This is a genomic window from Scytonema sp. PRP1 (assembly GCF_036697665.2).
Lineage (GTDB): Bacteria > Cyanobacteriota > Cyanobacteriia > Cyanobacteriales > Nostocaceae > Kalymmatonema > Kalymmatonema gypsitolerans.
On record NZ_JBAHYJ020000012.1, the window covers coordinates 1 to 14693 of the forward strand.

Below are 14693 nucleotides of genomic sequence, written 5' to 3' on the forward strand. Positions count from 1 at the left end.
ATAGGGCAACCCATCACTTTTGACCAACTCCTGCAAGCGGCTAATAAAGTTACTGAGCTTTATCCTAAAAAGGGCTATATCACCTCAGGTGCCTACATACCCAGTCAAGAAATTCAATCAGGTACCGTCAAAATTCAGGTACTTGAAGGTAGGCTGGAAGAAATTAAGGTGAATATTGCCAAAGGGCGGCTGAATCCAAACTATGTTCGCAGTCGCATTGCTTTAGCTGCTTCAAAACCCCTCAACATCAACCGCCTACAAGAAGCACTGCAATTGCTGCAACTGAACCCCTTAATTGAAAGCTTAGATGCTGAACTGACAGCTGGAACGAAACCTGGTGCAGATTCCCTAGAGGTGACGGTTAAGGGGAGCGAAAACGTTTGTCACCGAATTCAGGATTGATAATAACCGCAACCCTGGCGTTGGCAGTTTTGAACGCGGTGTCGAGATATCGGAAGCTAACCTCCTAGGACTGGGAGATCAGTTGAGTTTTGCCTACATTAATACCGATGGCAGCAATAGGTTTGAGGGCAGCTACACCTTACCCATCAATCCCCGTAATGGCACGCTACGCTTTGATTACCGGATTAGCAACAACAACATCGTTGAACCGCCTTTCAACAATTTGGACATCGAGGTAGACTCTCGCGAGTTTGAACTCACCTTTCGCCAACCAATTATTCAAACAGCCACTCCAGAACGCAGCCAAGAATTTGCCCTCAGTTTCACGGCAGCTAGGCGAGAAAGTGATTCTTCCATTTTAGGAGCTAACTTTCCTTTGTTCCCAGGAGCAGATGTCAATGGAAAAACCCGTATTTCCGAGTTGAACTTTGGTCAAGAATGGCTGCAACGGAGCCGTCAAGATGTTTTAGCTGCTCGTTCTGAATTTAGTTTTGGCATCGGTGCCTTTGATGCCACTGTTAACAGCAGCGAACCAGATAGTCAATTTTTCGTTTGGCGGGGGCAAATGCTGTATTTGCGGCGCTTAGGAGAAGCAACAGGTAAGCCTGCCATTGGTCCTAACTTGTTAGTCCGTTCCAACATCCAATTGGCAGGTGATTCTTTACTTTCTCGAGAGCAGTTTAGCTTGGGGGGTCAAGCAAGTGTAAGGGGTTATCGTCAGGATGCTCTGCTCACTGACAATGGTATTTCTGCTTCTGTAGAGGCACGGCTGCCCATTGTCCGAGTACCAGAGGTGGAAGGAACTTTACAGTTTGCACCATTCATCGATTTTGGCATTGGCTGGAACACAAATGGAAACACTCCAGACCCTAATACCTTAGTAGGTGTAGGATTCGGTTTCATCTGGCAGATGGGGGACAACTTCACGGCTCGCTTAGACTGGGGTATTCCTTTAATAGATATTAATTCGACAAAAAGGACATGGCAAGAAAATGGCGTGTATTTTCAACTGGAGTACAGACCGTTTTGAAACCAGAATGGGGAATGACAGCGCTTCTCAATTGCATAGACTACAAACCACATGGTAGGAGGACAGCATTGCTCATCTGTGTCAACTTAAGCCAAAACCCTTTTAACATCTCGTTTCCAGGTCGAAGCTGGAAATGCGCTTGGGGCGGTGCCGCAAGTAAGCAAGGCAGAGCCTCCCAATGGTACTCCCAGTCTCTGACTGGGAACAAGGCAATTCTAAAATCTCGTTTCCAGGTCGAAGCTGGAAATGCGCTTGGGGCGGTGCCGCAAGTAAGCCAGGTTCTGCCTCCCAATCGTATTCCCAGCCAAAGACTGGGAACAAGGCAACCTTTATCCCACGTTGGTTTGACCCCACCCCTTAATCCCCTCCCCTTATTAAGGGGAGGGGCGGTTTTGGCGCAAGACAAAACCGGGGTGGGGTTGTACGAAAATTGTGGGCAATATAACAACAAGAAAATCTCGTTTCCAGGTCTAAGCAGGAAATGCGCTTGGGGCGGTGCCGCAAGTAAGCAAGGCAGAGCCTCCCAATGGTATTCCCAGTCTCTGACTGGGAACAAGGCAAACAACAAGAAAAAGACTGGGAACAAGGCAAGGTAATTATAAGGTTCTTGCCTTAGACACGTATGAGCAAAGCTTTTGCCCCCTACAAGCAACCGATATTTTACCTAATTAAAAACTACCATAAGATTGATTTTAAACTGCAATTGATATGATTATTAAAAAATACCGTCGTATATTTGTCTTTATCCTTCTAGTCTTGTTTGGACTGGTGTTCACGCTGAGTATTTCAACTTGGTCGAATACAAGCCGCGCAGGAGTCAAGGAGCAAAATTCGGAATATGCCCAAAAGGCACCCTACCCGAAGAAAATCCCGAATTCTTCTAGCCCTGCGCTACAACTGGCACGAGAAGGTCAACAACGCTACAATGCCGGAAAATTTGATGAAGCAGCAAAGTTGTGGGAACAAGCAGCTCAAGCTTATAAGCGAATGGGCGATCGCGAGGGGATAACTAAGAGCCTGATCAACAAATCCCAAGCTCTTCAAGATTTAGGATTATATCCCAAAGCGTGCAAGACTTTACTCGAAGCTTTTGCCATTAATAACCCAAGCTGTAGTCAAGCACAAATAGATGACTTCCTCACAAACTCTCAACAGCGAAACTCTATTTCGCCAACCCAAGCTGTTGGCTTGCGTAGCCTCGGTGAAGTTTTGCGAAGACAGGGATTGTTGAACCAGTCCAAAAAAGTTTTGCAGTTGAGTTTGTCAGTCCTGAAACAATCACCAGAGTCAAGTGCTGTTTTGCTGAGTTTAGGCAACACTGAACGCGCGATCGGAAAGCAAACACGAGACCGTTGGGACTATGAGGTGGTTACTGACATTATAGACCGCAAATCTCAGCAAGCTGCTTTAGCGCCTTACCAACAAGCTTTTAATAACTACGTCGAAGCAGCAACGGTGACATCAGCTTCGCCAATTCCTAAAATTCAGGCACAGCTCAATCACTTTAAACTATTACTAGAACTCCAAAAATGGTGGGAAGAGCAAACGAATCGGCGTATCGCTTCTTGGTCTAAGTTTGGAGAATCTCAGTTGATTCAACGGGGAAAGGATTTTTTGTCCCAGTTAGAAGTGAGGTTGAGTCAAGATCGACAAGCTTTGCAAAGTCAAATTGAATCCACTCTTGCCAGTCTTTCCCCAAATCGTGCAGCAATCTACGCTCAGATTAACTTTGCTCAAGGTTTAATCCAAAGCAAACAAATAGACAAGGTTGAACCGATTTTGAACGCCGCGCTGCAAGACGCTGTCACCTTGCAAGACAGGCGAGCACAAACTTATGCTCTCGGTTATCTCGCTAGATTATACCATGAACAGGGACAGCTAAGTCGGGCAATTGAACTGACTCGGCAAGCTCTGGTTTTAGCTCCGGGACAAAATATCACAGGGGATGCACGGGAAATTAGTTATGTTTGGCAATCTCAGTTAGGCAGTTTACTCAGAGAACAAGGAGATACAAAAGGAGCAATTACTGCTTACACAGCTGCCTTCAACACTCTTCAGTCTCTGCGCAGCGATTTAAACGCAAACAATCGAGATGTCCAATTTGACTTTCTCCAAGAGGTCAAACCTGTCTATCTAGAACTAGCAGATTTACTTTTGAAATCACAACTTAGTCCAAGTGAGTTAAATGCCCTAGTGGTATCGAACTCTAGCATTAAAAAGGAACAAGTTGAGGGGAACAAGCCTAAAAGCCGTTTAGAGTTTGCTCGCAGAGTTATCGAGTCTCTACAATTAGCAGAATTAGACAACTTTTTTCAAGACCCCTGTTCAGAGGAAACGGATATTGCGGTGCAGATTGATGATATAGATCCCCAAGCAGCTGTTATCTATCCTATTGTTTTGAAAGAGCGCTTAGAAGTTATCTTGTCTTTACCAGGAAAACCTTTGCAAGAAGTTGCAATTCCTATCAGTGAGGAACAAGTTAATGACATTCTAGATCGGCTTTATGATAACTTAGATAACGTAACTGTGAATACTTCTGCTCGCAACATTTTATCCACTTCTAACCCAGATCCGCAGGAGTTAAAAGAAAATATCCAGAGACTTTTACCAATTTTTGGACAGGTTTATCAGTGGTTAATCAAACCTTTTGAGACAGAGTTAAATGCTAATAAAATTAAAACTTTAGTCTTTGTACCCAATGGTCAATTGCAGAGAGTGCCAATGGCTGCACTCTACGATGGTCAACAATATCTGATTGAAAAATATAACGTTGCTCTGGTTCCAAGTTTACAACTCGTAGACTCTAAACTAATCAAGCAGAAACAGCTTAAGGTTTTAGCAGCTGGAGTCAGTGAGCAAATTAAAGTACAAGAAGAGATTTTTCCTGCACTGACTAATGTGCCTAAAGAATTAAATGATATTAAAGAAGCGTTTCCTTCTTCTATGAAGCTTCTTAATCAAGAATTTACGGCAAAAACTATTCAAAACCAGATGAAATTTAATTTTCCTGTTGTCCACTTAGCGACTCATGGGCTTTTCAGTTCAAATCCCGAAAAAAACTTTATTATTACAGGAGATGGAAAAAGTATCAGCATCAATGAGTTAAGTGCTTTATTGAGAGAAGCAGAAAACAACTTGGAACTACTCGTGCTGAGTGCTTGCGAAACCGCCACTGGTGATGAACGTGCTGTTTTAGGTTTGGCAGGAGTTGCCGTGCGTTCTGGCGCACGCAGTACTCTCGCTACTCTCTGGCCTGTGGGAGATGCTTCCACGGCTGAAGTGATGGGTAAATTTTACCAAGACTTAAAAAAACCAGGAGAGAAAAAATTAGATGCCCTCAGGATGGCTCAATTGTCTTTGATACAGTCGCTTAAGACAAAGCCCCCATTTGAAGAAATGAGAGCTTTACCTCCTCATCCTTATTACTGGGCATCTTATGTTTTGGTGGGCAATTGGCAGTAGGCTTGGTGTTACCGTTTAACCTATGTAATGTAATGAAAGTGCATGCACTTTCATTACACGCATGAAATTGTTACAAATAACCCTTAACTAAATATTATTGCCTAAGGCTAGTAGTAAGGGCTTCCGCCGAATGGCACCCTTGTTAAGACCAAACTTTTGTGCCGACTCGTTCCCAGCCTTCAGGCGGGGAAAGCATTTTGGGAGGCTCTGCCTCCCGTTAAAATATTGCAGGCAGAGCCTCTAGAAATTGCGTTACAAGGCTCTGCCTTGTAACGAGAAAAGTTTCTCTAAATAAGTGTTAGCTCTTTTTTGCTTGGGAAGGAAGTTCAGCTTCAAAATCGCCTTTTTCATACATAGCCACGGTAAATGCCATATTGACAAGTACGTTGTGGGCAAGCGGACCAGAAAGCGGCAAAGCTTTTAATTGTTGGTTGAATCGAATCAGTTCCACTTCCATTCGTTCTTTGAGTAGACGTAAAGCTTCCCGAATTTCGGGACTGTCCAAGCTATAGGTGGCGAACGGATTGAATCCTAAATCACGCAGGACTATTGAGACTGCGTTAATTTTGCCTTCCTCCATTTCTCGCAATGCAGTCGCTAAATCGTTCGCAAGACGTACTATTCTGGCACCATATCTCATTGCTTCTTCCCACTGAACCCAGGTTGCTGACGGAGCAGTTTCAAAGGCAACTACAGACGATGCTGCGACCCGGTAACAGGTTGTGATGCGTGCCAGATCTAAGTATTCTTCCACAGTGATCTGTAAATCTTGAGCAGGGCTCAGGGGATCGGCTTGCTGAAACACAAGACTATGCTTCCTCTCCCAGTGCATTGCTTTGATGACTGCAGCAAGTTCGTTAACAAAGTTCGATAGGCAGAATTCCCGATCGCTGCTCCTGAGCCTTGTGCTACAAACTTGTTTTAAACTTAAGTAAATCTCCGACAGTGCCTGCGCCATTCTCCGGTCTATGCTATTATCCTCCTCCTTGTTCGGAACGACTGGAAGGTCTGATGTGAAATTTAAGATTCCTTGCTGAATCAGTTGGTCTTTGAAAGGACTAATAATCTCCATTGCTCGAGCATCAAGAGAACTGATTGAGGGACTATCATCAAGGCGTATATCGAGGGCATATAGCCAAAAACAGAATTTCGCCAAAAGCAATGAAAGGTCATAATCTATTGACTCTACGCCGCAAACTCCATAGTAAGCACTAGAGTTCACGCGTCCCTTTGCCAAATCATACCCGTATACAGCAGACCACTCCGCAATATTAAGCCCAGATACAGTAGACCACTTTTCCAGTTCGGGAAGCACTCTTTGGTACATGCTTAGTCGCTGGCGTTGAAGCTCAGAATCTTGACCTGGTTTGTGCTTTTTGACAAAAGCGCGCCAGTCAAAGGGTTCAGACACATTCACCCTAACTGCTGTATTTTGAATTGCCATGACTTTACCTCTAAAAATCCTAAATTTGATACGACCCACATCAAACTGGTTCCACAATCATTCGTAAACCATAGCGTGGACGGAGAGTGATTCCAGGCAACGCCTCGACAGGATGTCCAGGGACACACCGTAGTCGGTACTTCTGCATTATCATGGCGACAGTCAATTGTGTTTGCAAAAGGGCGAGATGTTTGCCAATACAATAGCGTGGTCCACCACCAAATGGAAAGTAGCTGTAGGGATGTCGCTGCCTAGAGTGTTCTGGGGCGAATCGTTCTGGGTCGAAAACTTCCGGTCGCTCCCAGAACTCGGGCAGACGATGGGTTAAATATTGGCACAGCAAAACCGTAGTCCCTGCTTTGAGCGCATAACCATCGATAACATCATCCGCTTGGACGACTCGCGTCAAGAACCAGCCTGGCGGATAGAACCGCATAGCTTCCTGGATGACCATCTTGGTGTACTGCAGTTTAACAACGTCGGCAGAGGTGGGATGGCGTTTGCCAATGACAGCGTCAATCTCTGCCCGAAGTTTGCGCTCCACTTCCGGGTGTTTGTCAAGCAGATACCAGATCCATGTCAGTGTGGTAGACGTCGTCTCGTAGCCAGCAAGGAAAAGCACGACGCTCTCGTTCCGCAGTTGTTGATCGTTCATCCCAGTCTTGCTTTGTTCATCACGGGCTTGCAGCAACCGCTCAAGCAGGTCGCCGTGGTTAAGACCACTCTGGCGTCTAGTGCGAATGATAGTGAGAATTGTATCGTCGGTGGTTTGGATGGCGTTGCGAAAAGCTCTCTCTCCTGGTATCGGGAACTGCTTGGGGAGAAAGCAAAGGAACAAACGACGGCTGAGTCCTTGCATGAGAACCTTTAGCGCCTCGACCAAAGTTTCAGCTCTAGAGCGGTCGATACTCGAACTGAATATCACGCCTAGGGTAACGCTTTGCGTGAGCAGCGCCATTTCATTTTCCATGTCGATTGCTCCACCATCTGCTGCTTTTTCAAAACGTGCCAGCTCCGAAGCAATGATTTTGACTGAAAGTTCCGTCAAAGCATTGGCTTGGTTGGCTGTAAACATGGGCTGCATTAAGCGCCGACTGCGAAACCAGCTTTCGCCCTGACTCGTAACCAAACTATTACCTGCCACTTGCCGCATTGCCTCCCACAGGACCTCACCCTTGCCGAAATTCTGCCAATTATCGTTCAATACGTACTGAACATGGTCAGGGTGAGTGACTAAATGAGCTTGGATAGGTCCTAATTTCAGTGCGACTATCTCGCCTGGGTGGTCTTTAACTGCTCGTTGAAACAACCGCAGAGGATTAAGCAATACCTCGGGTAAGACACCAACCAAGGGATATCCACGCACGACAGGGCAGGTTTTTGGGGTGGGGGAAGAGTCAAAACGAGATGGTTGATTGTTTTGCTGCTCACGTGCTATATCTGCGTTTTTTAAAGTTTCCTGTTGTTCAACTTCTTTGATTTCCATGTTCTTACTACTCTCCCTATTTTTGTTGATCTAGGCTATCCAGCAACAGTCTGCTCGCTTGCAAAACCCTGACATAGCACCGCCAGCACTGCCGAAAATACTACCCGTGAAGGCAAATACAACTCTTTACCCCGCCATAGACGAGGTAATCTGGAATTTCCGACTATTTCTGTAGTAGAACTCAATTCATCGAAATGCTGCCATAAGTAGTCCACGCCCCTTCTAATAGCTTGTCTTAAGCTTGATTGGGTTGTTGGTAGTGTTTTTTCTAGTGGTTTTTGCCTAACAGTATTCAAAATCTGCAGAGCGTAAGCTGTCTCTTCCAACGTTGAGCATCCACTGCCATTCATGCTCCAACCACCGTCTTTTGCTGACTGAGTTGTTAAAACCCATTCAACTGTAGGTTTCAACTGATTTCGTACGGATAGGGATGGGTGTTGTGCTAAAGCCATCGTTGCAATTGCTGTAACGTAAAAAGGACTCAAGTGCCACTTATCTTCCCAGTAACCAGCACTGTTCCTTGTGCTGTAGAGGTAGTCAATCACTTTGTTAATAGTGTTGTTTTTCACAACCCAATCAGGGGGAGTGGGTACGCTTAATAAAGCTGCCAGCACATGAACGTTGGCGCTTAAAGAAATACCTCTTTCCAATTCAAAGCAAGTAAAGTAAGTGTCGCGCTCAAAGTTCTGTAAACAGTCCACTGAAACTGTTTTCATTCCTATTTTGTCAGCCAACAAATTATGCGTTGCTAGTACCATTCCGGTATCATCTGAGTCTGTTGGTATTCCTATGAATCGGCTGATGCTTGCTCCCTTCTGGGTTAAGCTTTCTTGCAACCAGACTAATAACTTCTTTGCAACTGAGCGAAAAGCTTCATCTTTGAAATCGACTCCTCCTTTGACAAGGTTGTATAAGACCCAAGATCCCTCAAAAACATCAATCGGATAAGCATTGGGCATAGCACCCGGATCGCCAGCCCTGCGAGCCTGATTCGATAAATGTGTTAGCCAATCAGCAGCAGCCGTATCCCACTGTGGACTATGAATCAAAACAGCAGCAGTAGCTGCAGGTGAGTTGCCATAGCTACCGTTGGTTATCTGCAGTGGCTTTAAGCGCTGAAAATCAACAGAAGGGGTGAAAGCTTCTACAGAATGAATCAAGCCAGATTTGCCACTGTAAAGGAGTTCTGGGGAGGAGATGCTCAACTTGTGGTGATAAATTTTTAACAGTTCAGCCTTCTCTGAAAACTCAAACACCACACCTAAGTTTTCCAGTTCTTCCAAATGTTTTGGAACTAAAATTTCAAAGGCAACGCTTTCGTAATTAGCAATTGACCATTGTCTTAAGGCAGTGCGTAGGTGAGCTTCTGCACGCTTAGCAGCATTGCGAGTTGATTCAGTTTGCTGTGGGGCTTTCAGCAAGGCTAAAAGACCTGCCAGGGTAGGTACTATTGTCTGCGGTGGATAACCCCAGCTACCATCTATTGATTGATACCTAAGAAGCCAGTTGAAAGAGTCTGGAAAGGCTAGCCGTTTAGGATTATGTGGCTCCCGTACCATAGCCACCCAAGCAACATCATAAGGTGCGGCGGACATTTTCCCTCCACCCCACTTTTCGTCATAGTCAGCTACCATCTCTTGCAGTAAAGCCAACACCATATCTCGTAGCTTTAAGGCTAATAATGTACGCTGACTTTGCTTGGTTAAAGAAATAACCATCTTTAGCTTTCCTTTGCTAAATTTCAAGGATGTCTGCAATGAAAATCAGGCAGTTATGCTGAAAAATTTTTATGTTTTGTTGTGAGATTTTCTCATCGGTAGATTGTTAAAAATTTTCAGCCTATATGCGTTTAACTTGCAGATAAGAAGTGTGTAGCAGCCGTCTCAATACTTTTCGGATAGTACTTGATCCCCCCTAGCCCCCCTTAAAAAGGGGGGAACCATCTGCCCCCTTTTTAAGGGGGTTGGGGGATCTCATAGAGCGGAAACATCACTAACCGAAATGTATTGGCAGCCGTCTTGCATCATTTGTGTAAAATCTCATATGACAAGTGTGACTTAGCTAATCATAAGATGATTAAGAACCATCTAATAATCCTTCGTCTGTCACTTACAGCAGAGATATATTCAAATCCTTTGATTGAAAATACTTTGACTCTTGATTGAGAACATGATGTTTATTTTCAAGACAAATGTTTTTTACAATACAAAACCCAAACTCTTCACAAGAAAAAGCTTTCAAAATTTGAATAATTTCCTCTAATTATAAATAATTAATTTAAGTTAGCAAACTTTTTTGCAAAATTTTTCGTAAAATTTCAAAACTTTAAGAGGGCAAGGAGAATCAATGAAAAGAGGATTCAAACCAAGCCAAACCCATCTCATTAATCTTGACAAAAACCTTAGTTAATGTATTAACAAAACAATAAGAATTTATCCTTTGAGTGATTTTCACACAAGTCAAAGCCATTGGACTCTGCCCACTGCCCTTCAGGCGATCGCCCTGCATACGACTGAACTGGGCGCGATCGCCTAAACTTTAGTCAATCAGCATTCGCGTTGACTGCGATTATTTTGGACTTTATTAAAATTGAGACATTCTTATTGACATTCCGGCGTTTGCCCTGGAATTCAAACCCCTGCTTACCAAACATTGAGGATGAAGACTTCCAAAGAACTAATTAAAAAGAACTGAGGAACAGTTTGATTGCAGACCGTCTTCTTGCCATAAGAAGGTAAAGAGTAGGCTACATCTCCTTTTTAAATAAAGTTAAAGTAATTGCTATCCAGGGATGCGATCGCCCACCCGTCGCACTGTGCTGGTGCATCTTACAGAGCTTTTGATTGAGGTGGGTATTCTTCACCAACATTTTAAATGGCGATCGCCTAGGGTTTTACGGGCAATGCCGCCGTAGGATTTGTGGTCTCATCATAGAATCAGCGCTGTAAAAGTTACGGTAGGGTGTACTCATGCTTCAAAAACCACTGATTAATCAGCCCTAACTGATTCGACTTAACGGCTTCTCAGGATGGGCTTACTGCCAACATACCCTTTTTTAGGAGGTATACATTGAAATGATTATCAGACGTAAGAGTTGGAAATGGCAAGTATGCCTGACTACATTTATAGCAACTGGTGGAGTATGGGCTTACTTTGGAACTTGTGCCTCTGCCCAAAGCACGGGAAGATTAACAGTTAACCCTGACAGTAATTTGATCATTATTGATAACACAGTTCGGAACTTTTCTTGTGGGGTGGGCATCCTTGCCCGCCCAGTTTATAGGACGCTCCCCAATCCCATCCCACAAGGCGCGATAATTTATTTCTTGGAAATCCCTAATATCAAACATCATTCCCAGGACGCCAGCCGCCAAGTAACGCTGCAACACCCAGCGCCGCAAAAGCAACCGCACCCCACTTCACGGGTGGATTCATATCGAACCAATCCAAGAAAGTTGGTATCACCAGATGGTCAAAGTCTCCCTTAACTCGGTCGTACTCTGGGATGGCGGGTGCAAAAAGATTGTCTGGTGCGTCCTCTGACTTTGGTTCGTTGGTGCGCTGTCCCGGAATGCCGATAACCGCCAATATGGAATCTACAAGTTCTGGTGAAAGGCGCTGCAACACATCCAGAATTCTGCCTACATCCCCGGCGATAAAATCACGAGTGGGGTGTTCGGCCGTGTAGAGAATGGCATCAACAACAATGCTGGGTTGATAATACGGTGGTATGCCTGTAGGCTTAACCCCTAGTTTGGTGCGAACCTTGTTGTAGTAAGGCGTGTTAATCACCGAAGGTTTTATTGATGTAACGCTGATGGGCAAATTTTCGTGTTGCAACTCAACGCGCAGTGCTTCTAAGAAACCTTCTACACCATGCTTGGCAGCAGAGTAAGGGCTTTGCAGTGGTAGAGCACGTACACCTTCCACTGAGGAAATATGAATTAACGCCCCGCGTCCCTCTTGTTTGAGATAGGGCAGTGCCGCCATTGCACCATGTACCTGTCCCATCAAGGTGACATCAATGACGCGTTGAAACTCCTCTGGTGTAATGTTCTCAAAAGGAGCAAGTACACCTGTAGCCGCAGCATGAACCCAGGTATCCAATCTTCCGTATAGCGCTACGGTTTTGTCTGCGATCGCCTTAACTTGTTCAAAATCGCTGACATCCGCAATAACATATGTTGCTTCACCGCCAAAGCTTTGAATTTCCTCTACCAAAGACTTTAACCCTGGTTCACTGCGTGCAGCTACCATGACTTTTGCACCGCGTTGGGCAAATCTTAGCGCTGCTTCTCTTCCTATACCACTGGAAGCCCCAACGATGGCAACAACTTGCTGATTAATTGGCTTTAATTGCATGATTTATCATCCGTACCCTCTCCCTTCTGTATTAAGCTTTATTAAGCCAATGTTCATCTTTCGCAGGTGTGAGCAGTGGTTTATTTCTAAAGAGTAGGGGTGCTTTGGGCGATCGCCCGCCTGTGTTCCTGTCATGTCGAAGGCTTTGATAGTCCAAATTGGTTTGTTGTCATCTTCGACAGTGTTTTGTAAAAAAATATTTCTTTTTTAGCTCTTTGCATTCAAATTCAGTCAAAGGTTTAAGTTCAGAAATTGCAGGTATGGCTGTGACATGGGGCACTGTGGGAATGCTTAGATTAAGATAAATCTTAGAATCAGACTAAATAACGATGACATTTGGGGTGCTAGTCATTGTTTTTCGCATAATTCATGATTAATACTAATGTATTACATAAATATACGCTAAAGATTGTATGTATTTCCTGAATCTTGTGGTCTAGCAATTGCCTCTATTAAAGGCACTAACAGAAAACTTGACCCTGTTGTCTCATTGAAGGGGCAATGTTTACACGGAGAATCTGTAACAGCCAATTCCCATATAGTAGCTAAAAGCATTGAGCAGCTACTGCAAACGCCCACAACAACTGACTGAGTGATGCCTACTCTTCAAGACGTACATGAATAAACGTGAAGAACTGGAAAAATTACTTAACCTGCTAGAAGAGAAAATTCTTTTTCTAAGGCAAGCCAAGGTGACTGCAACAGATGCTGCAGGTATTTTCTCTTTGAACAAGCAGATAGAGGAAGCTGAAGCCGAACGAAGTGAAATCGCACAGCTGATTGAAAATGTAGAGGCAATAGCTTGCAGTGAAGAATTATACCGTGCCTTGCTCAAATTAGGCTACCGGGAGCAAGTGCGCTCATTCCTCAAATTTCTCAAAGCAGAGTCAATAGGGGCTTTCCTAATTCACGGATCGCTAGATTACGGACAACGTTGGTTGCTAAATCGCTTAGTCAGGCAGCATGTGCGGTTTGGCACTATGGGTAAAATGGTACGAATTCAACTTGACCGCATCGGGCGCAGAAGAGATATTAGCGCTTTGTGGCGCGAACTTGGCGGTTGTGTTGGCTTGGGGAGACAACACTCACCCCCAGATATTGCTGAACGAGTTTTTCACTGGTGGAAGACACAGAATGTCATCCTTGTTTTCCATGGCGTGGATTGTATGCCAGAAGGGTACTTGCAAGAGCTACTCCACGACTTTTGGTTGCCATTTGCAAGTCAAGCACGAGACGTTGTATCCCAAACAAAATTCCAGTTACTGATGTTTTTAGTGGATTATGAAGGCTGTGTGGATTCTCAGGATACGATGTTCGCTGAACAATTAGAGCCAACTTGGGAACCGAAAATTCCTATCAAACTACCAACGATTACTCCATTTTGTGATCGCGTTCTGACTGACTGGATTGAGACAGTTGAGACTGAGTTCGACACATTGCCTTTGGTTGAAGTCATTAATCAGATCGAAGATCTAGCCCAGGTGATTTTAGACAACAGTGATAATGGGGTTCCAGAACTAGCAATATCGGAAATCTGCGACCTGTGTGGCTTCAATTGGTATGAAGAAAGGGAGAGATGGTTAAAAATTTAACTCCCAAACAACTAGAGTACACTGGCAAAGCACAGCCACAGGCGGGAGAACGAGATGTAACTGGGCAGGTGTTGTATCCTTACTTACCGAATGAAGACCTGATAGAAGCTGTTAACCTGGCTATTTACCTCGAACGACCACTTTTGCTAAAGGGGGAACCGGGATGTGGTAAGACAAGGTTGGCTCGTGCTGTGGCTTACGAACTTGGTTTGCCGATTGAGGCTTGGTACATTAAGTCTACCAGCCGGGCAAAGGATGGTCTGTATACTTACGATGCGGTGAGCCGCTTACGCGATGCCCAATTGGCTGCAACAGGTCGCATCATCAAAGATGAGGAAATCCCACGCATTAGCGATCCGGCTACCTATGTGAAGTAGTGGGTATGGTGGGTATGTACTTTTGCGCTGGGTATTTCAACAGAAGCCTCAACAGCCGATTAGTCACAGTATCGCCCCTCTCGAACCAACTCCAAGTCCGTCTGCTTCCGCTCTACCTTTAGAATTGACACAAACGATAAAAGATGAGGTACAAGTAGCTCAAGCAGTGCTGCAAGCTACCAGTAGAAATGAGGAAATTCCTGAAAGTCGCCTCATTCTGACCAGCGAGTATTTTCCTGTAACTGAACGGCAAATGAAACAGATTTGCCGCTACTTGCGCCGCCCAGTACGTGAGGGAGCAGCGACAGAGTTAGATTTGGAAGCAACTGCCAATCAGATTGGACGCCAAGGTATACTGCTCGAACCTGTGTGATGAAGTCGGGCACGAACTTTACGAGATGGATGTGGTAGTGCGAAATGTGCTACTGAGTCGATTGAAAGAAGATGAAAAGTTTGGTCAAAAGCGGATTAATGAATTATCGGACTTTTTACTTGACTATGTACGCCAGCAGCTATGGAGTGATGATCCCGATATTCA

At 44.7% G+C, this 14693-nt stretch carries 12 protein-coding genes; 8 read left to right on the forward strand and 4 right to left on the reverse strand.

Going from position 1 to position 14693, the window contains the following annotated elements:
* The 4 genes from V5G28_RS01240 to V5G28_RS01255 form a co-directional block, all read left to right on the forward strand.
* The coding region (locus tag V5G28_RS01240; protein ID WP_336229433.1) for a POTRA domain-containing protein at window positions 1-402 on the forward strand (402 nt) is incomplete at its 5' end.
* A complete protein-coding gene (locus V5G28_RS01245; RefSeq protein ID WP_332992405.1) occupies window positions 398-1432 on the forward strand; it encodes a ShlB/FhaC/HecB family hemolysin secretion/activation protein in 1035 nt (344 codons plus the stop codon). The genes V5G28_RS01240 and V5G28_RS01245, both read left to right, overlap by 5 nt.
* On the forward strand, window positions 1429-2028 hold the full coding sequence (locus V5G28_RS01250; RefSeq protein ID WP_332992271.1) for a hypothetical protein: 600 nt from the start codon (window positions 1429-1431) through the stop codon (window positions 2026-2028). The genes V5G28_RS01245 and V5G28_RS01250 overlap by 4 nt, the downstream gene beginning before the upstream one ends.
* Before the next feature lie 112 nt (window positions 2029-2140).
* On the forward strand, window positions 2141-4894 hold the full coding sequence (locus tag V5G28_RS01255; RefSeq protein WP_332992273.1) for a CHAT domain-containing protein: 2754 nt from the start codon (window positions 2141-2143) through the stop codon (window positions 4892-4894).
* 298 nt (window positions 4895-5192) lie between these two features.
* Here the strand turns inward: V5G28_RS01255 and V5G28_RS01260 are convergent, their stop codons facing one another.
* The 3 genes from V5G28_RS01260 to V5G28_RS01270 are packed head-to-tail and all read right to left on the reverse strand — an operon-like array spanning window position 5193 to window position 9542.
* Window positions 5193-6338: a terpene synthase family protein gene (locus V5G28_RS01260; RefSeq protein WP_332992275.1), complete on the reverse strand. Its 1146-nt coding sequence runs from the start codon at window positions 6336-6338 to the stop codon at window positions 5193-5195.
* A gap of 40 nt (window positions 6339-6378) precedes the next feature.
* Window positions 6379-7824, reverse strand: a complete 1446-nt coding sequence (locus V5G28_RS01265) for a cytochrome P450 (RefSeq protein ID WP_332992277.1) — start codon at window positions 7822-7824, stop codon at window positions 6379-6381.
* Between the two features lie 35 nt (window positions 7825-7859).
* Window positions 7860-9542 (reverse strand): hypothetical protein, encoded by a 1683-nt coding sequence (locus V5G28_RS01270; RefSeq protein WP_332992279.1) that lies wholly within the window; start codon window positions 9540-9542, stop codon window positions 7860-7862.
* A 1073-nt stretch (window positions 9543-10615) separates the two neighbouring features.
* Here V5G28_RS01270 and V5G28_RS01275 point away from each other — a divergent pair.
* Window positions 10616-10738: a hypothetical protein gene (locus tag V5G28_RS01275; RefSeq protein WP_332992281.1), complete on the forward strand. Its 123-nt coding sequence runs from the start codon at window positions 10616-10618 to the stop codon at window positions 10736-10738.
* A gap of 428 nt (window positions 10739-11166) precedes the next feature.
* On the opposite strand, the gene V5G28_RS01280 is transcribed toward V5G28_RS01275, so the two are convergent.
* A complete protein-coding gene (locus V5G28_RS01280) occupies window positions 11167-12186 on the reverse strand; it encodes an SDR family oxidoreductase (RefSeq protein WP_332992283.1) in 1020 nt (339 codons plus the stop codon).
* A 617-nt stretch (window positions 12187-12803) separates the two neighbouring features.
* Between V5G28_RS01280 and V5G28_RS01285 the strand changes: the two genes are divergently transcribed.
* The 3 genes from V5G28_RS01285 to V5G28_RS01295 are packed head-to-tail and all read left to right on the forward strand — an operon-like array spanning window position 12804 to window position 14528.
* Window positions 12804-13778 (forward strand): hypothetical protein, encoded by a 975-nt coding sequence (locus tag V5G28_RS01285; RefSeq protein ID WP_332992285.1) that lies wholly within the window; start codon window positions 12804-12806, stop codon window positions 13776-13778.
* Complete coding sequence (locus V5G28_RS01290; protein ID WP_442994194.1) at window positions 13763-14155, forward strand: AAA family ATPase; 393 nt, start codon at window positions 13763-13765, stop codon at window positions 14153-14155. The genes V5G28_RS01285 and V5G28_RS01290 overlap by 16 nt, the downstream gene beginning before the upstream one ends.
* A gap of 22 nt (window positions 14156-14177) precedes the next feature.
* Complete coding sequence (locus V5G28_RS01295) at window positions 14178-14528, forward strand: hypothetical protein (RefSeq protein WP_332992287.1); 351 nt, start codon at window positions 14178-14180, stop codon at window positions 14526-14528.
* Window positions 14529-14693 lie beyond the last annotated feature (165 nt).

Bases quoted from the DNA above. Each gene is read 5' to 3' on its own strand.
- V5G28_RS01255 (WP_332992273.1), top strand. From the start codon at position 2,141: ATGATTATTAAAAAATACCGTCGTATATTTGTCTTTATCCTTCTAGTC.
- V5G28_RS01260 (WP_332992275.1), bottom strand. From the start codon at position 6,338: ATGGCAATTCAAAATACAGCAGTTAGGGTGAATGTGTCTGAACCCTTT.
- V5G28_RS01265 (WP_332992277.1), bottom strand. From the start codon at position 7,824: ATGGAAATCAAAGAAGTTGAACAACAGGAAACTTTAAAAAACGCAGAT.
- V5G28_RS01270 (WP_332992279.1), bottom strand. From the start codon at position 9,542: ATGGTTATTTCTTTAACCAAGCAAAGTCAGCGTACATTATTAGCCTTA.
- V5G28_RS01275 (WP_332992281.1), top strand. From the start codon at position 10,616: ATGCGATCGCCCACCCGTCGCACTGTGCTGGTGCATCTTACAGAGCTT.
- V5G28_RS01280 (WP_332992283.1), bottom strand. From the start codon at position 12,186: ATGCAATTAAAGCCAATTAATCAGCAAGTTGTTGCCATCGTTGGGGCT.
- V5G28_RS01285 (WP_332992285.1), top strand. From the start codon at position 12,804: ATGAATAAACGTGAAGAACTGGAAAAATTACTTAACCTGCTAGAAGAG.
- V5G28_RS01290 (WP_442994194.1), top strand. From the start codon at position 13,763: ATGGTTAAAAATTTAACTCCCAAACAACTAGAGTACACTGGCAAAGCA.